Source organism: Paraburkholderia tropica, from assembly GCF_914484835.1.
In the GTDB taxonomy this organism is placed as follows: Bacteria; Pseudomonadota; Gammaproteobacteria; order Burkholderiales; family Burkholderiaceae; genus Paraburkholderia; species Paraburkholderia tropica_A.
Genome location: NZ_CAJZAR010000037.1, coordinates 298,563 through 317,539 on the forward strand (window position 1 = coordinate 298,563; position 18,977 = coordinate 317,539).

Sequence of the window (18,977 nt, forward strand, 5' to 3'; positions counted from 1 at the left end):
ACACGCGTCTCGCGCCCTGTTTCCGATCGGCAACGCGCGTTCGCGCCGCTGGCCGGGACCGAGATCATCTCACGATCGCGGCGCGTGGCCGGTAAAAGTCCGCCTCGGGATCTTCGGGTTCAGGCGCTTATTCGAGCGATCGAGCGGCCACGCCATCGAACGCCCGATCGACCTCAATCGACCTCAATCGAGCGCGTGGTCGTTCGGCGCGGCGTAGAGCTTGCGCAGCGCGTCGCTCATCGGAAAGCGCAAGTCCGCGCCGCTGCCGGGCACCGGCTGCTCGAACCATTTCGCGTAGAGCTTGCTCATTTCGCCGCTCGTCATGAGGGCGCTCATCGCGTCGTCGACGACCTGGCGGAACGCGGGGTCGCCGTTGCGCATCACGAACGCGTAGGCCTCCGACGACTGCGGCGTGCCGACGATCACCCAGTCCGCCGGCTTCGCCATGTGGGCGCGCGTGCCCGCGAGCAGCACGTCGTCCATCATGTAGGCGACGGCGCGGCCCGATTCGAGCATGCGGCGGCCCTCGCCGTAATCGCGCGCGCTGAGCACCTGCATGTTCATGTGGCGATCGAGATTCATGCGCCGCAGCATGCGCTCGGACGTCGTGCCCTGATTCGTCACCACGGTCTTGCCCGCGAGATCCGGGAAATCGTGGATGCCCGAATTGCGGCGCGTGAGCAGCCGCGTATCGGCGATGAAGAAGGTGCTGGAGAACTGCACCTGACGCTGGCGCGCGTGGGTGTTGGTGGTGACGCCGCAGACCAGATCGACGCTGCCGTTCTGCACCAGCGGCATCAGATTCTGCGAGGTGACGGCGATAAAGCGCACGCCCAGTCCCGGACGCTGCGTGCGCGCCTTCACGGCCGCGATCACGCGGTCGCAGATGTCCTGCGAAAAGCCGACGACCTTGCCGTTCGCGTCGACCGACGAAAACGGCACCGAGGTCTCGCTATAGCCGATCGCGATCGCGTTGGCGTCGCGGATCTTGTCGAGCGTGGGCTGCGCGACCTGCGCGCGCGCCGGTCCCGGCCACGCCACGGCGGCGGCGATCACGACGAGCGCGGCGCAGGCGGCGTGCGCGCCTCGCGGCAGGCGCCTCGGTCGGCTCAAGCGGCTCATGACGGTCTCTCTCCTTGTTGATGGGCAAGCGGCGGTGCACCGCGCGGGCATCCCGAAATCCGATGCCGCCCTGCATCATGCCATGCCCACCGCTTCCCTTTGACGGACGGCAAGCCTGAGATAACGCGGCGCGGCTATCCTTGCGCCCGGCTCGCGCGGGCCGCCACGCGGGTCACGACGCGGATTGCAACGCGGATCGCCACGCGGGTCGCAGCACAAACCGCAGTGCAAGCTGCGGCGCAATCCGCGACGCAATCCGCACCGGAATTCACGCTGCCGTTCGCATCGAAGTCCGTCCGGCTGTCCGCATCGAAATCCGCACCGAAGTCCGCATGACGGACGCGCCACGCTCGCGCCGCATTCGTTCCGCACTCCCATCCCACGGAAAGCATCATGACCAAGGCAATCCTCCCCGCGCTGGCGCTCGCCGCCGCGTTCGCCGCCGGCAGCGCAGCGGCACAAACCGCCCCCGCGCCCGCCGCCAGGCCCGCGCCCTCCATCGATCAGGCCGACGTGTTCTACGCCGCCTGCCAGCAGCCCGAAAACCGCGACGCCTGCCTGCTGTACATGGCCGGCTACGCGAACGGCGCGCTCGTCCAGGCGCTCCTCGACCGCCAGCAGCCGCGCTATTGCCTGCCGCCGAACGCCACGCGTCCGCAGCAGCTCGGCGCGGTGCTCGCGTATATGAAGGGCCATCTGGAAAATATGCTCGAACCCACGGGCGCGGTCGTCTACAAGGCGCTGATCGCCGCGTACCCCTGCCAGGCGAAGCGCTGAAGCTGCGCGCACGCGGGCAACGGGACTAGAATCGGCAAACGCCCCGCCCGCCCGTCCCACCGGAGACTCCGACGCCATGACACTCGCCGCCTCGCCCCGCCGCCCGCGCGTTTATCTCGCGGGCTTCGACGTCTTTCGTCCCGATGCGCTCGAACACGGCGCGCGGCTCGTCGCCGCGTGCGCGGAGTTCGGCTTCGAGGGCGTCTATCCGCTCGACGCCCAGGCGCCCGCCGATCTCGACGGCCCGCGCCAGGCCGCCTGGATCTACCGCGCGAACATCGAGTCGATCCGCACCGCCGACATCGTCATGGCCAACGTCGACGACTTTCGCGGCCCCGGCGAGCCCGATTCGGGCACCGCGTTCGAGATCGGCTTCGCCGCCGCGCTCGGCAAGGAAATCTGGGCCTATACGACCGACGCGGGCACGCTCGCCGAACGCGTGCCCTCGCACGCCGGTCCGCGCGGACGCGTCTGCGAACGCGGCTTTCTCGTGGAAGATTTCGGTCTCTCGAAGAACCTGATGATCGCCTGCGCCGCGCGCATCGTGCAGGGCGACGCGCGCGCGTGTCTCACGGCGCTGTCGCAAGGGCGCACGCTTTAACCCAGCCTCGCGCGCCCTTGCGCACTACACACCACGCACCACGCACCACGCACCACGCGCTCAGTGATGCAGCGCGCTCATCGTGCTCATGCGCTGCAACGCGCGAATGCGCGCCACGGCCGGACGGTTGGCCACCGCGCTATCGTAGAGCTTCGCGAGATCGGCCTTGAGCGCCGTGCGCGACGCGCCGTCGAGATACACCATATGCCCCGACGGATAGAAGCGCGCGCTGAGGTTGTCGCGCACTTTCTGATCGACGAGCGGCATCTTCTGCAAGTCGATCACGGTCTGATAGAACGGCGTGACGAAGTCGTAATAACCGTTCGCCGACAGCACGCGTAAATCGGGATTCAAGGCCATCACCGCGGCCAGATCGCCCGCCGTGTAGAGCACGATATTGCCCTGCGCATCGACGCCCTTCTGCGCGCCGGTCGGATCGATATGGCCGAAGTCCCAGTTCTTGAACGCCTGGTCGTTGAGGTCCGTGAACGACGAGTTGGTGCGGAACTTGAGCGTCTCGTTCAGATAGCTGTTCCACATCGCCGTATAGACGCCGCTCACCGCCGTCATGGTCGGATCGTTGCCGCCCGCGTTCGGATCGACGTTGCCCGCGATGCCCGTGTCGATGGCCGTCACGCGTCCGTCGTAGGAACCGAGCGCCACGCCCTTGTCCTTGAGCAGCGTAGTCAGAAACAGCGAATTGCCGCGGCTGTCGTAAGCAGCGATGTCGAGATTCCACGACTGCAGCGTTTGCGTGTCGATGCCCGTGTATTGCGAGAGTTTCTTCAGCGTCGCCGGAATCGACGGGTCTTTCGGATCGGGAAATTTCGCGAGCGCCTCGCGGTAATCGGTGCGCGCGAATTGCGCGACCTGCGCGACGAAACTCTGTAGATCCTTGGGCGCGGGTTTCACGCCGAGACGCTGATGAAACCACGCATCGGCGGCCACGGTCGGCAACGCGCCGATCGGATTGCCGCTCTGCGTGTAATCGAGTATCGACGATTGCAGCGTGATGCCGTTCAGGTCCACGCCGTCCTCGTGCAGCCGGTACGCGAGCACGCAGCTGCGCGCGGTGCCATACGACTCGCCGAACAGAAACTTCGGCGAATTCCAGCGATCGTTCGCGCTCAGATAGCGCTTGATGAACTGCTTGAGCGAGTCCGCGTCCTGATCGACGCCCCAGAAGTCGCGGTTGTGATGCGGCGCGATGGCCGCCGAATAGCCCGTGCCCACCGGATTGACGAAGATGAGATCGCTCTTGTCGAGCAGGCTGTCGGGGTTGTCTTCGAGCGCATAGGGCGCGGGCGGCGTGAAGCCCGGCATCGACGTCTTGATGCGCCGCGGCGCGAACGAGCCGAGCAGCACGAACACCGACGACGAACCCGGCCCGCCGTTATAGAAGAACGTGACCGGCCGGTCCTGCGCCTGCACGCCGTCCTTCGTGAACGCCACGTAGAAAATCTTCGCGTTGGGCTGCGAACTGCTCGGATCGACGGTGACGAGGTGGCCCGCCGTCGCGGTGTAGGCGATCACCTCCTTGCCGATCTGGATCGCGTGATGCGTGATCGCGGCGTTCTCGGTCATGTCGGTGACGAAGTCGTCGGGACCGTTGCCGTAGGCGGTGGGATCGAAGCACGGCTGGTCGGCGGGGCTGCGGTGCTTGCCGTTGCCGCTCGACGGACCGGCCTGGCCGCCGTTGCTGGACTGAGCCTCTTCGTTCATGTCGTCTCCTTGCTCGTGGTACGCCGGGGGGCGTTCAGCGCCGCGCCTGGCGGCAGGCGTCGGCGGGCTGCAACGTGACGCACCGCGCGCCCTGCGCGCCGGGTCACAACCCACGGCGCGGATGACACGCGGTTTCGCTTCGGAAACCAGGAAAACTTTTGTGCGCGCCGGCATCGAGCCGGGTGAAACGAGTCGATGAGCCGATGTGAGTCGATGCAGGCGCGCCGGCACTCGATGCTACGCCGAGCCGAGCGCCGCTGCCACTTTGCTGCCCACCGGCGTGCCGAGCCCCGTGCAGGCGTCCCAGCCCGGCCCGGCGGTGTAGTCGCCGTTGCTGCCGCTCGTGATGTCGTTGAACGCGCCCGGCTGCGCGTAGAGCTTCGCGTTGACGAAGCCCGCCGCCTTGCCGTTCGCCGCGTTGATGCGCGCGATCAGCGCGGCCCACAGCGGCGCGACCGCGCTGGTGCCGCCCACCACGGTGTCCGCGCCGCCGATGTGCACCGCATAGCCGCTGGCCGGATCGGCGTCGGCGGCCACGTCGGGCACGCCGCGCCGCACCAGCGCGCCCGCCCCGCCGCTGCTGCGCACGAGCCGCAAGCCCTTCTGCCACGCGGGCAGCGCGAAGGTGGCGCTGACGCCGCCGCCCGTCGCGCCGTCGCCCTGCGCGGCGGCGTTGCCCCAGACGGTTTCGCGCGTGATCTGCGCGTTCGCGGCCGTCACGTGCGTGCCGCCGCAGCCGAGCGCGTAGGGGCTCGACGCCGGGAAGTCGACGTGATCGGCGCCATCGCTCAGGCCGTCGGACGAGCCGCTGTCACCCGACGCCGCGCACACCGTCACGCCGAGCGCGACGGCCGTTTGCAGCGCGTCGTTGAGCGCGCCGAGCGTCTGCTGCGACCACGCCGATTCGGGCGCGCCCCAGCTGATCGAAATGACCGAGGGCTTGCGCTGGCTGTCGTGCAGCGCGGCGCTCACCGCATCGACGAAACCGGCTTCGCTGTTGGGCGCGAAGTAGACCGCGATCAGCGCGGCCGGCGCGAGCGCGCCCGCGATTTCGACGTCGAGCGTCACTTCGCCGTCGGGGCCGTTGGGGTCGCCGGTGGGCGCGTTCTTCGCCTGATCGACGGACACCGCTTCGACCTTCGGCATGGCCACGCCGAGCGCGCTGAAATAGGCCTTGAGGTCGGACGCCGCATAACCGCCGCCCATCTCGATCAGCGCGATGCACTGGCCCTTGCCGTCGCCGGGCGGGAAGTCGTAGAGCGTCGCGAGTTCGAGCGGCGTGAACGAACGATTCACCACGCGCGCGGGACGGATGGGCGCGTGGATCGGACTGTCGCCGGACGTGCTCTGGGTCGATTCGATGCGAAAGTGCGGCCGCACCTTCGCGCGATTGTCGAGGCCGACCACGGCGGTGACGATCTCGTGCATGTCGTCGGGCAGATGGACCGGGCCGTTGGGCTGGCGAAAGTGCTGCTTGAGCGTGCCGACCTGATGCTCGAAGCGCTGAAGATCGACGCCGAATGCCGCGTTGTACTGCTGCACGGTGCCCGAGAGCACCACGCGCCGCGCGCCGGAATCGGCGCTCACGACACTGAGGCCGTGCGCCTTCGCGAAGGTCTCGACGCGCTGGATATCGGCCTGTGCCGCGCCGAAGCGCTTCTCGTAGTCCGCGCGCGAAACGGGCTGCGCGCCCGCCGCGCCCGAGGCGATCTTGTCGACGAGTTCGTTGAACGCGGCCTGCGCCTGACGCCGCAGGATGAGGACGATGTCGAAATGCTCCGCGGGATCGCAGGCGCCGACGCACTGCGCGCCGGTCGGCGCCGGATGATCGCTGCCTGCCACGGGATGACGGGTCATGAACGGCTCTCCTGTTTTCGTCGTGAATCCGGGTCGTGAATCTGGGTCGTGAATCTGGGTCGTGAATCTGGGTCGTGAATCTGGGTCGTGAATCCCGGCCGTGCGTCTCTCTCAAATGGAAAAGACCGGCGGCCCGGTGATCGGGTTCCGCACGGCGACGCAGCACCGCGCGGCGTCATTCATCGCGCATCAGTCTTGCGTTCATCGCGTGTTAATCGCGTGTTAATCGCGTGTTCAGCGATGCAAAACGCACAGTCAAAACCGCCCCGCGCGCAACCGGTCGGCGAGCGCATGCGCCATGCCCACACGCCTCATCGCTACTTTGACGCAAGTGCCTTTCATATCCATTCTGTTATACCCGCAATAAGGGACACAAATATTTCCCATATATTTGGCTCGCGAACATGGCGTCGACACGACTTTGCCCTTCACCGGAGAATTCATGAAATTACGCCTGTCCCGCGCGCGCCGCGTCTGCGCACCGCTCCTTGCCGCCCTGTTCACCGCCCTCACGAGCGGCATCGGGCACGCCGCCACCGCGCCGATGGGCGTCGCCTTCGTCTACCTCGGCAACCCCGGCGACGCAGGCTGGACCTATGCGCACGAACAGGGCGTGAAAGCCGTCGAGGCGCAGTTCGGCGACAAGATCAAGGTGACGCGCGTCGAGGACGTGCCCGAATCGGCCGACTCCGAACGCGTGTTCCGCGACCTCGCCGCGAAAGGCAACAAGATCATCGTCGGATCGAGCTTTGGCTTCCAGGACTTCGAACTCAAAGTCGCGAAGGACTATCCCGACACCGTGTTCATGCACGCGACGGGCTACAAGAAAGCGCCGAACTTCGCGACCTACGACGTGCGCACGTATCAGAGCGCGTATCTCGCGGGCGTGGTGGCGGGCTACACGACGAAGTCCAACACGCTCGGTTTCGTCGGCTCGGTGCCGGTACCGGAAGTCGTGCGCAATATCGACGCGTTCACGATGGGCGCGCGTTCGGTGAATCCGAAGGTTCGCACCAAGGTTATCTGGATCAATAGCTGGTTCGATCCGGGCAAGGAAAAGCAGGCCGCCGAAACGCTGATCGGTCAGGGCGCCGACGTGCTGATCCAGAACACCGATTCCACCGCCACGATGCAGACCGCCGAGCAGAAGAAAGTGCACGCATTCGGCTGGGATTCGGACATGAAGAAGTTCGGCCCGAACGCGCAGCTTGGCGCGTGCGTGAGCTACTGGGGCGTGTATTACTCGCACCTGATCCAGCAGGTGATGTCGGGCACGTGGACCAACGCGCCGGTCTGGTGGGGCCTCAAGGAAAAGGCCATCGATCTCGCCAATATCAACACGCAGGCCGTTTCGCCCACCGCGCAAAAGGCGCTGGCCGAGAAGCGCGACGCGATCATCGCGGGCAAGTTCGATCCGTTCGCAGGTCCGATCAAGGATCAGTCGGGCGCGGTTCGCGTGGCCGCGGGCAAGTCGCTTTCGGACACGGATCTGCTGCGCCTGAACTGGTTCGTCGAAGGCGTCGACGGCACGGTGCCGAAGTAATCGCTCGCTCGATCAATACAGAAAAGGCCTGTAAAACAGGCCTTAAATAAAGTCAACAGGAGACAGACGCTCATGACCGCAACACCGGAATCGTCCACCGCGCCGCCCCGCACCGCGCCGACGCACGAACAGATCGTGCGTCATCTGCGGCGCTCGGCGGCCGTGGGCGAACGGGCCGCGTCGTTCGGACACCATCCGTTCGGCGCGATCCTCGTCGGCCCCGATCACGAGACCGTGCTGATCGAGCAAGGCAATGTCGATACCGTGAATCACGCGGAATCCGTGCTCGCGCGCATCGCCGCGATGAATTTCAGCGCCGAGTATCTGTGGGCGTGCACGCTCTACACCTCGGTCGAACCGTGCTGCATGTGCGCGGGCACGGCCTACTGGGCCAATATCGGCCGCGTGGTGTTCGGCATGACCGAAGCACGTTTGCTCGAAGCGACCGGCAATCACGCCGAGAACCCGACGATGAGCGTCGCGTCGCGCTATGTGTTCGATCACTGCCAGAAGCCCGTCGATCTGATCGGCCCCGTAGCCGATGTGGAGGACGACGTGATGCGTGTGCAGCGCGCGTTCTGGCAGCCGCGCGCCTGATTGCGCGAAAACGCATGGCGCGCGTCACGCGCCATGCGCTTCCTGTACTAGTGTTGCATTACGCTGCCGCAGCGAGCGCTTGCGGCAAATGGTTCTGCAAATAGGCCTCGAATTCGTCCTTCACCTCGGGGTGACGCAGCGCGAATTCCACCGTGGCCTTCAGATAACCGAGCTTGCTGCCGCAATCGAAACGCGTGCCCATGTAGCGATAGGCGAGCACCTGTTCCTCGGTCAGCAGCGATTGCAGGCCGTCGGTCAGTTGCAGTTCGCCGCCCGCGCCCGGCTTCAGCGCGCGCAGGTGATCGAAGATCGTCGGCATCAGCACGTAGCGGCCCACCACGCCGAGATTCGACGGCGCGACTTCCGGCGCGGGCTTTTCGACGATGCCCGACAGCTTGAACACGTCCTCTTCCCACTCGCGGCCATCGACCACGCCGTATTGCGCGGTGTGCTCGCGCGGAATGGCTTCCACGCCCACCACCGAGCTGTGATAGTGGTTGAAGGTGTTGACGAGCTGCTTCATGACCGGCGTCGGGCTATACAGCAGGTCGTCGGCGAGAATCACGGCGAACGGGCTGCCGCCCACGAGCTTTTCGGCGCACAGCACCGCGTGGCCCAGACCGAGCGCTTCGGCCTGACGCACGTAAAAGCAGTCGACATTGCTGGGTTTGATGCTGCGGACGAGGTCGAGCAGCTTCTGTTTATTGCGGGCTTCGAGTTCGGCCTCGATCTCGTACGATTTGTCGAAATGATCTTCGATCGCGCGCTTGCTGCGCCCGGTCACGAAAATCATTTCGGTGATTCCCGCAGCGATCGCCTCTTCCACCGCATATTGAATGAGCGGCTTGTCGACGATCGGCAGCATTTCCTTCGGGCTGGCCTTCGTGGCAGGCAAGAAGCGCGTACCGAGGCCCGCAACAGGAAATACCGCTTTGGTAACTTTCAGCATGATGTCCATTCCCAGTTCGATCGTTTGAGTAACGGTCTCGCAGCAAGGCAAGCCGGCATCCCCGAGTGTTCTGTTACAGCAACTTTTTTATATTGAAAGGCATCGGCCTCGTCTTTTGCAGAAAAATAAAAAGACAAAAACCGAATAAAATTTGACGCGGCCTCGATGTCGCCGATTCATCGGCGATACACGGCAGATTCATCGGCGTTGCGCGGAAATTATTACCATGCGATTTGAATAACCGGCATGATTTTCCGGGCGAACTTATCGGCGCGAACCGATGCGTCCAGGCTGCCGCGCGATGCACGGCACACCGAACGAAATGGTACGAAGGGCACGAAATGGCACAAGCATGCCCGCGCAGTCTACTCCGCTTCGTCGGCGGGCGGCAATCGCGCCGATTGCGTGCGCGAGCGCCGGATAGGCTCGTTTCGCAGCGCCTCCCGATACGCCGACACCGCGACGAGTATCAACAGCACGGCAATGCCGGCCAGCAAATGCAGGTTCATCGAAATCTCCAGCGACCATAGGCGATCCCCTTCACGCTAGCATCTAAATTCGCGCAAATAAATCGCTTTAAGGTTACAAGGTTTTATTTCCCGATTTCGACGCATCCGGCGATTTATTCACCGGCCAATTTCCCTCGACGTCCCAATTGCCAGGAATACTTTTCGAAAAACTTTTGCATATTTTCGGCGCGCAGGCCGCCTAAGATCGCGAAGTACCCTAGCCTACCTGTGCACACGATGAGCGAACCCGCATTCGAAACCGTTCTGCCGCCCGCATCCGCCGTGCCTGCCGCCGCGCGTCCCGCTGCCAGCGTCGTCTCCAGCGATCATCTGATCGACGCGCTGCGCGGCTTCGCCGCCTTGCTCGTGGCCTATTTCCACTGCCGCCAGGTCACCTGGATCGGCATGGGCGCGTTCCACCAGACTCACGCGAGCCTCGCGAGCCCCGGCACGATCGCCGCATGGCTCACGCTGCCCGTGGCGTGGGGATCGGCGGGCGTGCCGATTTTCTTCGTCATCAGCGGCTACTGCATTCACCGCAGCGGCGCCGCGCGCCTGCTCGCGAATCCCGGCTTCCAGCTCGATGCGAAACAATTCTGGCTGCGCCGTTTCGTGCGGATCTATCCGGTGCTGCTCGCGGCGCTCGCGCTGACCTTCGTCGCCGATTCGTTCAGCCTGACGATGACGCCCGTGAGCCACAAGATCCTCGACATCGGCCCGCAGTCCTTCCTCGTCAATCTGCTCTCGCTGCAAGGCGTGGCAGGCAAGACCTACGGCTCGAACGGCGCGCTCTGGACGCTCTCGCTCGAAGTGCAGTTCTACCTGCTCTATCCGCTGCTGTTCGCCGCGCGCCGCCGCTTTGGATTCCATGCCGTGCTCGCCGCCGTCGCCGCCATCAACGTGGTGTCGGCGCTCACGCTCGCGCCGCACGACATCGTATTCTTCACGTCCTACTGGTTCTCGTGGATGCTCGGCGCGTGGATTGCCGAAGCGCGTCTGCGTGGCTCCGAGGGCTTTCGCTTCGCCTGGCCGGCCGCTGCCGTGTTCGCGGTCGCGGGCTGCGCCGCGTTCCACTTCGGCCAGTACGGCGCGTTCCAGCTCTGGGCCTGCGCGTTCGCCTGCTATCTCGTCAAGGCGCTCTCGCGCCCGGTCGCGAGCGGCGGCGTGTTCCTGCCGCTGTTCTCGAAGCTCGGCGAATTCAGCTACTCGCTCTATCTGATTCACCTGCCGCTGTTCGTGCTGCTCGGCTCGCTGCTGTTCCGCTCGGAATTGCAGACGTCGATCTGGGCGTCGTTCGGCTTCACGCTCGCGGTGCTGCCGGTGGCGTGGGTGTTCTATCGACTCTTCGAGCGCCCGGCGCTCAACGTGGCGGCACGCTTGCGCAAACGCGCGGCTTGATCCGGCGATCACGCGGCGCGATGGATCCGCCGCGCGATCTTTTCAGATCGCCACGAAGAAAGGGGCCGCACATGCGGCCCCTTCGTTTTGCTGCGTCGGCCTGCGTGGGCCGACGCTTCCTCCCTGAATGTGCTTGCCGTCTCCTTCGAACCTGCTAACTGCGAACCTGCTTACTGCGAACCTGCTTACTGCGAACCGGCTAACTGCGAACCGGCTTATCGCGCGCGCGCCGCCACGCCGTCCAGCACGCGCTCGACCGCCTCGACGTACTGCTCCTTGCCGAAGCGTTCGCGCGCCACCGCGAGGCCGTTCTGCGCAAGACGCTCGCGCAGATTCGCATCGTCGTGGAGCGCGGCCAGCGTCGTCGCGAGTTCGCGTGCGTCGCCCGGCGTGCAGAGCAAACCGCTCTTGCCGTGCGCGACGATCTCCGTCACACCGCCATCGCGCGACGCCACCACGGGCCGCTGCGCGAACATGCCTTCGACCACCACGCGACCGAACGGCTCCGCCGTGATCGAGGTATGCGCGATCACATCCATCGCGCGCATGCAGGCCGCGATATCGTGACGGAAGCCGAGAAAATGCACGCGCGCTTCGAGGCTGTTCGCCTTCACGAAATCGTGCAATTCCTGCGCGTAGGCATCTTCGCCAAACAGCGGCGCGCCGACGAACACGGCATGCGCGCGCGGTTCGAGCAGCAGCGCTTCGAGCAGCACATGCTGGCCTTTCCAGCGCGCGAGACGGCTGAATGCGCCGACCAGAAACGCGTCCTGCGGCAAGCCGATCTGCGCGCGCAACTGCGCCTGCGGCACGCGCGCGAGCGCGCGGAACGGCGACTCGTCGACACCGTTGTGCACCACGTCGATACGGCGCGCGTCGAAGCGCGTGAGATCGGCGAACACTTGCGCCGACGCGTGCGAATTCGCAATCACGTGCGCGAGGCCGAGCTTCGCGCAACCCTTGATGACCGCGCGCTGCACGCGCCCGAAATGCTCGTCGCTGACGATGTCGCGCAGATGCCAGACCACCGGCTTGCGCGCGAGCTTGCCTGCCAGCACGCCGATCACCATCGCGCGCTGCGTATTCGCATAGAGCACGTCGGCTTCGCGCGCACGGCGGCGCGTTTCGCGCACCAGCGAAGCGATGCCCGCGAGCACGCCCAGACGCGGCGCGGCACCGCCGTCACGGCGCACGTTTTTCAGCGCGCCCGAATCGAGCACGTCGACGCGCGCGCCCGCAGCGTCGAGCGCCTCGCGGAACGGCCCATCGTTGAACAGCAGCACTTCGATTCGCGAGCGCAGTCCCTTCACGACTTCGAGCAGCGAGAGTTCCGCGCCGCCGAGCACACCGCTTTGATCGATGGCGAGCACACGCGGCGCATCGCTGGCTTGTGCGTCACCCCGCGTATCGTCCGGCGGTGCATTCGGAGCACGCGGCACGCGCGGAAGTCCCACTTCGGCAATCGCGGGCACGGCTTGCGCGACGCGCGCGAAAAACTGCTCGCGGAAATGCTGCGCCGAAAACTGCTCCGCATTCGCGCGGCACGCCTCGGCGCGAAAGCGCGCGGGATCGCGCTCGAACGACGCCACCGCCGCGATGATCGCCTCGGCGCGCTGCTCGTCGAAGAACAGGCCAGTCTGATGCGGGCCCGTATCGCGCACGGTTTCGAGCGCGCCGCCCTTGCCGTACGCGATCACTGGCGTGCCGCACGCCTGCGCCTCCACCACCGAAATGCCGAAGTCCTCTTCCGCTGCAAACACGAACGCCTTCGCGCGGCGCATGCGATCGTGCAGCACGGCGAATGGCTGATAACCCATCACTTCCACATTCGGCCCGGCTTTCGCGCGGACCTTCTGCATGTCGGGGCCATCGCCGATCACGACGAGCTTCTTGTCCGGCATCCGCGCGAACGCCTCGACGATCAGATCGATCTTCTTGTACGGCACGAGCCGCGACGCGGTCAGATAAAAATCTTCCTTCTTCGTTTCCAGCTCGAACGCATCGACATCGACGGGCGGATAGACGACGTCCGCTTCACGCTGATACACCTTGTGAATGCGCCGCGCGATGAATTCCGAATTCGCCACGAACTGATCGACCGAATTCGCCGTGCGCACATCCCAGTTGCGGATGTAGTGAAGAATCAGCCGCGCGAGCATCGACTTCGGACCGCGCGTGAGACGCGACTCCTGCAAATACTGATGCTGCAAATCCCACGCATAGCGGATCGGCGAATGCACGTAACTGATATGAAACTGGTCCGGCCCGGTCAGCACGCCCTTCGCGACCGCGTGCGAACTCGAAATCACCACGTCGTAATCGGAGACGTCGAGCTGCTCGATCGCGAGCGGCATGAACGGCAGATAGGCGCGATATTTCGTTTTCGCTTTCGGCAGACGCTGCACGAACGAGGTCGTCGCGCGCTTGCCCCGCAGAAAGCCGCGATCCTTGTCCTCGACGAAATCGACCACGGAGAACAGATCGGCGTCGGGGAAACAATCGATGATCTGTTCGAGCACGCGCTCGGCGCCCGCATAGGTGACGAGCCAGTCGTGCACGATAGCCACACGCGGACTGCGCCGCGCGGCGCGTCCTTCGTGCAGCGGCCGCAGCTCGGTAACCGTGCGCGAATCGCCGCGCGCGGAAGCAGTGGAGTCGCGCCGTTGCACAGGCGCGGCGGCGCGTTCGGACGGCGCCGCTTCGTCGATCAGTTCATGACTCATGCGCTTTTCCGTGAGTTGAGACGAAACAAAAGGGAACGGACGTAGCCGCGCAGCAACGGCGTCGTGATCACCGACCACGCGCAGTTGGCGAGCGCCAGCACCACGCCCGCGCCGATCGCGACGAGCGCGTCCGGCACCCACCACGCAATCGCAAGCGCGGCGGCGAGAAAACTCAGGTGTGCAAACATATCGACGACGATCGCGCGGCTATGAATGCGCGACAGCCACAGCAGCACGACGTAATCGAACAGCGAGCGGAACAGCACCGCTGCCGCCGCGCCGGGCAGACCAAATCGGTCGATGCCGAGCCACAGCAAACCCGCGAACAGCGGCAATTCGATCAGGCCCACGCGCGCGGCCACGGCCGGGTTGTTCTGCGACTGGATCAGAATGCGCGTGACGCCGGCCTGCCCGATCAGCCACACGGCGACGATCAGGAAACGGCCCACGGGCGCGCCATGTTCGGCAATCACCGGACCGACCCACACGCGCAGAAACGGTTCGAGCACGACGATCGCGCCAATCGCGACGGGCGTGAAAATCGCGTTGAGAAATTGCAGCGACTGCGCGGCGATCTCGTCGGCGTGTTCGCGGCGCAGCGCGGAAAGACGCGGGAACAGCGTGCGCACGAGCGCGTTCGGCACCATGTTCAGGCGCGTCACGAGGTTCTGCGGCACCGTGTAATAGGTCACGAAACGCGCGCCCAGGCCCGCGCCGAGCATCATGCGGTCGAGCGAGTCGGCGACCATCGTCGTGATGCTCGCGACCAGCATCCAGCCGCCGAAATTGAACAGCGCCTTCGAGGTGTCCAGACGCGGACCGAGCACGCGGCGAATGCCGAGCACGCGCAATGCCGAACGTCCGAGCAGCAGGCCCGCGAACAGGCGCGCCATCACGGCGGCGGCCAGCACGGTTTGCAGATTCGGCGCGATGGCCCAGGCCGCGCCGAGCGGCAGGAGCTGGAACAGGAAGGTGCCGAGCGTCTGATTCGTGTTGTAGATGCCGAAGCGTTCCGCGCCGTTGATCGCGCCCGCGAACACCCACGAAACGTTGGCGATGGGAATCGCCACCGCGAGCCACGGCAGCGCGAGATAGACCTCATGGCGCAGTTCGGGCGTGACGTGCGTGAAGTACGCGGTGTAGAACGCGCCGCCCGAATAGATCAGCAGGCCGCCGATCGCACCCGTGATGAAGTTGAGCCAGAAGGCGCTCCAGAACACGCGCTCGCAGGCGTCGGCGTCCTTCGACGCGTAGGCCTTCGAGATCTGGTTCTGCGCGGCCATGCTCATGCCCAGATCGAGCACGCTGAAATAGCCGATCAGCGTCCACACGAGCGCGATCACGCCGTAGCGTTCGACGCCGAGCATCTTGATGTACGAGGGCACCGTGACGAGCGACACGAAGGTCGGCAGAATGAGCCCGAACAGGTTGATCGCAACGTTGCGCAGAATGCCTTTATCCATAGATTGTCCAGTAGCGTGGCGAGGCGGCGGGCGCGCGCATCAAGCCGGTTTCCAGCGGTACATGAGCACCTTGCCGCGTGCATCCTCTTCCACGAAGATCAGGTATTCGCCGTTCGGCTGGCGATGCGCCGTGATGCCGAAGGGCACATCGACCCAGCCCGACGCATTGCCCACTTCCGCGCCGGGGCCGAAGGTGCCGATCTCCTTCGCGCTCGTCTTGTCGAACACGTGGACGTTGCCCGCGGGCTCGACCACGAAGATGTATTGCCCTTCCACGGTCAGGCCCGCGGGCGTGACGGGCGGCTTCGCCTTCGGGTCCCACGGCAGGCGCAGCACGTAGCGCTGCTCGGGCTGGCCGGTCGACCATTTGTCGTAGCGCACCAGCACGCGGCCCGCTTCCTTCCAGAAGCCCGGATCGTGCGGCGCGTCGGCGGTGTAGCCGGTCACGTAGAGCGTGTCGGTTTCCGGTTCGTAAATCGCGCGATGCACCTCGGTAAACGGCGCGGGAATCGCGTACTTGTCGAGCTTGTCGTACGAGTAGATCGGATTGCCCTTCGCATCGAGGCCGCCGAAACGGAAGCGCCAGATGCCCTTCTCGTCGCGCGCGCGCCAGATGTCGCCGCGCGTGTCGATCCACCAGCCCCAGCCGCCGCCGAGTTTTTCGCGGCCCGGATTGCGCGTGTATTCGTCGGTGTCGAATGCGCCGTTGCCGTTGGTGTCGCGCCAGATCCAGTCGCCGCCCGGCGGCGCGTTCGGCACGTGCAGCACGGGACGCTCGCGGCCCGCGATGAAGCCCGAAGGAATCGCGGTCTCGCCCTGGTGTTGCGGATCGAAGCGATAGATCTTCAGGTGATCCGCATACATGTCAGTCAGGTACAGGAACGTGTGGCCGTTGAGCTGGCGCGCCGTGGGCAAGCCGGGCCACTGATCCGTGTGGAAAACCGGATCGTCTGGATACCTGAATCGATTAGACAGGAACCCTACATATTTCGAGTCCTGCCCCGGCGGCTTCGACAGATCGAGTTCGAAACGCTTGTTGCCGGTGTAGACGCTGTTGGGCCGCGCCGGGTCCATCCACGCGCCGTCGACGAACAGCAGCCCTTCCACGTACCACTGGCGCTTGCCGTCGGGCGCGTAGCTTTCGAGCGTCGCGCCCAGACCCGCGCCGATCGTGTCGTGCTTCGGGCCGATGCCGTTGGTCGAGACGTAGATGTTGCCCTTCGCGTCCGTGCCCACGCCCGTGAGTCCGTTGAAGCGGCCAGGGCCGGGGCGTCCCGCGACGCCCGAGAAGATGCCGCCGCGCTCGCCGAGCGTGCCGCTCGCCGTGTAGCGCTTGCCGCCGCCTTCGCGCGCGTAGATCAGGATCTGCTGGCGCGGGCCGTTGTCGGCGACCAGAATGCGTTGCGACGGGTCCACGGCCAGATCGACGGCCTGCGTATCGGCGGGCAGTTCGAGCGTGTCGCCGAGCAGCTTGCCGTCCGGCGAATAATGCGCGACGCGCGGCGCGCGATCGTCCACGGTGCCGGTCAGCACCCAGAGCGAACCGTCGGCGGCCAGCGCGATGCGGCCCGGCTCGTGCACGTCGAATTGCGATTTACGCTGCATCGAATTCGCGTCGTACACCTCGATGCGGTTCATCGACGTATTGCTCACATAGAGCAGCGCATCGGTGGCCGCGAGACCGCCCACATCGGCATGCTGGCCCGTGGGCACATCGGCGATCTTCAGGAAGGCGCTGGCGAGCTGCGCATGCGGATTGAGCGGCTGTGGCGAGGCCTGGAACGCAGCAGCGCGCTTCGGCTCATCGAGCGGACGGCGCGTGATGCCGAACCACTGGCGGCCCTTGTCGGGCCACACGCCGCCCCCTACGAGATGGCCCTTTTCGTTGCCCACGCCCACGGCCGCATACAAATAGCGATGATTGAGCGCCACGGCGTTGCCGCCCTGCCCGCCCCAACCGTGCGTGCCACCCGCGAAGCCGAGCGACTTGCCGTCCTGGTAGGCGCTGATCTCGCCGCCGCTTTCGTCCCACGGTGCGTTCGTGAAGACCTTGCCTTCGGGCGTCACCGCGATCGCGGTGATATTGATCTGCGTCCACGTCCCCTGGCCATAGCCGAAGGTATTGCCGATCCACGAGGTCGTCACGTTCAGTTGTGGCGCGGCGAGCGTCTGCACCGACGAGGTACAGACGAACGCGCTCAAAGCGGCCAGCGCCAGCGCCCTGCGCATGCGGCGGTCGGGAATCGGAAACGGCAAGGCAATTCCTCCGGTCAGAATACGGCGATTCCGCTGGATCATGCCGTACATTCACGGAGAAAAATCCCCCCACAAAAAGCGAAAATAATTCAAAAAAATTCAATCAAAGCCGGCACCCGTTTTTGCTCTGCGAAATAAATCCGCGCGCGCCGCGCCAAGCCATGCCGCATGGGCGATCAGCAAGTTTTTCCCGATTTCGCAAAGGCCGCTTTGGCACGTGCCGACTCATATTTACCGATCTAAATCGGTTTTCATTTTAAAAATCGGCCCATCAATATATTTCGGCTTTTTGACCATTTAATTCTTTCTAGAATGATCCGGACTGTGCACGTAAAACTGTGCACGCATGAAACCACCGGATCGCCGATGACCGTCAACAGCCTCGCCAGCCCGCCGCAACACGCTCACCGCATCGTCCAGCTCGACGGCCTGCGCGCCATCGCCGTGCTCGCCGTCTTCGCGCAGCACGCGCTGAAGGCGCCGCTGTGGATGGGCGTGGATCTGTTCTTCGTGCTGAGCGGCTTTCTGATCACGGGCATCCTGCTCGAACGCAAGGCGCGCGGGCAGTCGTATTTCAGCTACTTCTACGCGCGGCGCGTGCGTCGCATCCTGCCGCCGTACATCCTGCTGATGATCGTGTCGTCGCTGCTGTTCGGCCTCGGCTGGGCGCGCTACTGGCCGTGGTACGCATTCTTCGCGACCAATATCGGCGATGCGCTCGGCCAGAGCGGCCACGACAGTCTCAACATTCTCTGGTCGCTCGCCGTCGAGGAGCAGTTCTATATCTTCTGGCCCTTCGTGGTGCTGCTGCTGCCGCGCCGTCTGCTCGCCGTGGTCGCCATCGCGCTCGTGCTGATCGTGCCCGTGCTGCGCGCCGTCGCGACACCGTGGTTCGACAGCTACTGGCCGATCTACTACCTCACGCCGTTCCGCATGGACCTGCTCGCCGCGGGCGCGCTGCTCGCCGTGATGGTGCGCCGCGATCGCAACGCGCTCGAACCCTTCAAGGTGCCCGCGGCGATTTTCTTTTTCGCGGCGCTCGCGGTGCTCGCGTGGCTGCATCTGCATTACCCGCGTTTTCGCGGCATGAACACGCCGCTCTCGAACGCGATGCTCTATAGCGTGTCGCTCGTGCTCTGCACCTCGGCGGTCGTGGTCGCGCTGCAATCGAAGGGCATCGTCAAGCGTGTGCTCTGCAACCCGGTGCTCGTGTATCTCGGCACCATCAGCTACACGATCTACCTGATTCACCTCACGATTCTTTATGCGGTGTGGGAGCACCACTACAGCCGCCCGGTGAGCGCGGCCATCGCGCTCGCCATCACGCTCGCCTACGCAAGCGCCAGCTGGTTCCTGTTCGAAAAACGCCTCACGCGTGGTCCGTCGCGCCGCTCGACGCCGGCCGGCGCGAGCGCCACGGTGCGCGTGGGCGCGTCCAGCTCGCAGTCCTGAAAGGCAGT

General features: G+C 65.2%; 14 protein-coding genes. 6 read left to right on the forward strand and 8 right to left on the reverse strand.

The annotated features are described in order from the left end of the window. Positions 1–183: 183 nt before the first annotated feature. Positions 184–1,122, reverse strand: a complete 939-nt coding sequence (locus LDO54_RS09525) for a transporter substrate-binding domain-containing protein (RefSeq protein WP_224009537.1) — start codon at positions 1,120–1,122, stop codon at positions 184–186. Positions 1,123–1,515: 393 nt separating this feature from the next. Between LDO54_RS09525 and LDO54_RS09530 the strand changes: the two genes are divergently transcribed. Both LDO54_RS09530 and LDO54_RS09535 read left to right on the forward strand, forming a co-directional pair. Further along, positions 1,516–1,899, forward strand: coding sequence for a Rap1a/Tai family immunity protein (locus LDO54_RS09530; protein ID WP_224009538.1), 384 nt, complete (start codon positions 1,516–1,518; stop codon positions 1,897–1,899). Between the two features lie 76 nt (positions 1,900–1,975). Beyond that, positions 1,976–2,500 carry a nucleoside 2-deoxyribosyltransferase gene (locus tag LDO54_RS09535; protein WP_224009540.1) on the forward strand — a complete coding sequence of 175 codons (525 nt, stop codon included), beginning with the start codon at positions 1,976–1,978 and terminating at the stop codon, positions 2,498–2,500. A gap of 60 nt (positions 2,501–2,560) precedes the next feature. Here LDO54_RS09535 and LDO54_RS09540 read toward each other — a convergent pair whose 3' ends face one another. Both LDO54_RS09540 and LDO54_RS09545 read right to left on the reverse strand, forming a co-directional pair. Then, entirely contained in the window at positions 2,561–4,222 is a 1,662-nt protein-coding gene (locus tag LDO54_RS09540; RefSeq protein ID WP_224009542.1) for a S10 family peptidase, read from the reverse strand. 237 nt (positions 4,223–4,459) lie between these two features. Beyond that, positions 4,460–6,079 carry a S53 family peptidase gene (locus LDO54_RS09545; RefSeq protein WP_224009543.1) on the reverse strand — a complete coding sequence of 540 codons (1,620 nt, stop codon included), beginning with the start codon at positions 6,077–6,079 and terminating at the stop codon, positions 4,460–4,462. A gap of 442 nt (positions 6,080–6,521) precedes the next feature. On the opposite strand from LDO54_RS09545, the gene LDO54_RS09550 reads away from it, so the two are divergent. Together LDO54_RS09550 and LDO54_RS09555 are read left to right on the forward strand one after the other, a co-directional pair. Then, positions 6,522–7,622 (forward strand): BMP family ABC transporter substrate-binding protein, encoded by a 1,101-nt coding sequence (locus LDO54_RS09550; RefSeq protein ID WP_224009552.1) that lies wholly within the window; start codon positions 6,522–6,524, stop codon positions 7,620–7,622. Positions 7,623–7,694: 72 nt separating this feature from the next. Further along, positions 7,695–8,219, forward strand: a complete 525-nt coding sequence (locus tag LDO54_RS09555; protein ID WP_224009554.1) for a nucleoside deaminase — start codon at positions 7,695–7,697, stop codon at positions 8,217–8,219. Positions 8,220–8,277: 58 nt separating this feature from the next. On the opposite strand, the gene galU is transcribed toward LDO54_RS09555, so the two are convergent. Then, on the reverse strand, positions 8,278–9,168 hold the full coding sequence (gene galU / locus LDO54_RS09560; protein WP_065065473.1) for a UTP--glucose-1-phosphate uridylyltransferase GalU: 891 nt from the start codon (positions 9,166–9,168) through the stop codon (positions 8,278–8,280). Positions 9,169–9,533: 365 nt separating this feature from the next. After that, on the reverse strand, positions 9,534–9,677 hold the full coding sequence (locus LDO54_RS09565; protein ID WP_167371401.1) for a hypothetical protein: 144 nt from the start codon (positions 9,675–9,677) through the stop codon (positions 9,534–9,536). A 237-nt stretch (positions 9,678–9,914) separates the two neighbouring features. Between LDO54_RS09565 and LDO54_RS09570 the strand changes: the two genes are divergently transcribed. Then, positions 9,915–11,075: an acyltransferase family protein gene (locus tag LDO54_RS09570; RefSeq protein ID WP_224009555.1), complete on the forward strand. Its 1,161-nt coding sequence runs from the start codon at positions 9,915–9,917 to the stop codon at positions 11,073–11,075. Between the two features lie 215 nt (positions 11,076–11,290). Here the strand turns inward: LDO54_RS09570 and LDO54_RS09575 are convergent, their stop codons facing one another. Genes LDO54_RS09575 through LDO54_RS09585 form a run of 3 tightly spaced genes read right to left on the reverse strand, consistent with a single transcriptional unit; the run spans position 11,291 to position 17,490 of the window. After that, on the reverse strand, positions 11,291–13,798 hold the full coding sequence (locus LDO54_RS09575) for a glycosyltransferase family 4 protein (protein ID WP_224009557.1): 2,508 nt from the start codon (positions 13,796–13,798) through the stop codon (positions 11,291–11,293). After that, the gene (locus LDO54_RS09580) at positions 13,795–15,261 is read right to left on the reverse strand and encodes a flippase (protein WP_224009560.1); all 1,467 of its coding nucleotides are present in this window, start codon (positions 15,259–15,261) and stop codon (positions 13,795–13,797) included. Before LDO54_RS09580 ends, LDO54_RS09575 begins: the two co-directional genes overlap by 4 nt. 39 nt (positions 15,262–15,300) lie before the next feature. Beyond that, positions 15,301–17,490 (reverse strand): hypothetical protein, encoded by a 2,190-nt coding sequence (locus LDO54_RS09585; RefSeq protein WP_224009724.1) that lies wholly within the window; start codon positions 17,488–17,490, stop codon positions 15,301–15,303. A 393-nt stretch (positions 17,491–17,883) separates the two neighbouring features. On the opposite strand from LDO54_RS09585, the gene LDO54_RS09590 reads away from it, so the two are divergent. Beyond that, positions 17,884–18,969, forward strand: coding sequence for an acyltransferase family protein (locus tag LDO54_RS09590; RefSeq protein ID WP_224009562.1), 1,086 nt, complete (start codon positions 17,884–17,886; stop codon positions 18,967–18,969). The last annotated feature ends 8 nt before the right edge of the window (positions 18,970–18,977 follow it).

Coding starts and splice junctions, on each gene's coding strand:
- LDO54_RS09525 (WP_224009537.1), bottom strand. CDS start 1,122: ATGAGCCGCTTGAGCCGACCGAGGCGCCTGCCGCGAGGCGCGCACGCC.
- LDO54_RS09530 (WP_224009538.1), top strand. CDS start 1,516: ATGACCAAGGCAATCCTCCCCGCGCTGGCGCTCGCCGCCGCGTTCGCC.
- LDO54_RS09535 (WP_224009540.1), top strand. CDS start 1,976: ATGACACTCGCCGCCTCGCCCCGCCGCCCGCGCGTTTATCTCGCGGGC.
- LDO54_RS09540 (WP_224009542.1), bottom strand. CDS start 4,222: ATGAACGAAGAGGCTCAGTCCAGCAACGGCGGCCAGGCCGGTCCGTCG.
- LDO54_RS09545 (WP_224009543.1), bottom strand. CDS start 6,079: ATGACCCGTCATCCCGTGGCAGGCAGCGATCATCCGGCGCCGACCGGC.
- LDO54_RS09550 (WP_224009552.1), top strand. CDS start 6,522: ATGAAATTACGCCTGTCCCGCGCGCGCCGCGTCTGCGCACCGCTCCTT.
- LDO54_RS09555 (WP_224009554.1), top strand. CDS start 7,695: ATGACCGCAACACCGGAATCGTCCACCGCGCCGCCCCGCACCGCGCCG.
- galU (WP_065065473.1), bottom strand. CDS start 9,168: ATGCTGAAAGTTACCAAAGCGGTATTTCCTGTTGCGGGCCTCGGTACG.
- LDO54_RS09565 (WP_167371401.1), bottom strand. CDS start 9,677: ATGAACCTGCATTTGCTGGCCGGCATTGCCGTGCTGTTGATACTCGTC.
- LDO54_RS09570 (WP_224009555.1), top strand. CDS start 9,915: ATGAGCGAACCCGCATTCGAAACCGTTCTGCCGCCCGCATCCGCCGTG.
- LDO54_RS09575 (WP_224009557.1), bottom strand. CDS start 13,798: ATGAGTCATGAACTGATCGACGAAGCGGCGCCGTCCGAACGCGCCGCC.
- LDO54_RS09580 (WP_224009560.1), bottom strand. CDS start 15,261: ATGGATAAAGGCATTCTGCGCAACGTTGCGATCAACCTGTTCGGGCTC.
- LDO54_RS09585 (WP_224009724.1), bottom strand. CDS start 17,490: ATGCGCAGGGCGCTGGCGCTGGCCGCTTTGAGCGCGTTCGTCTGTACC.
- LDO54_RS09590 (WP_224009562.1), top strand. CDS start 17,884: ATGACCGTCAACAGCCTCGCCAGCCCGCCGCAACACGCTCACCGCATC.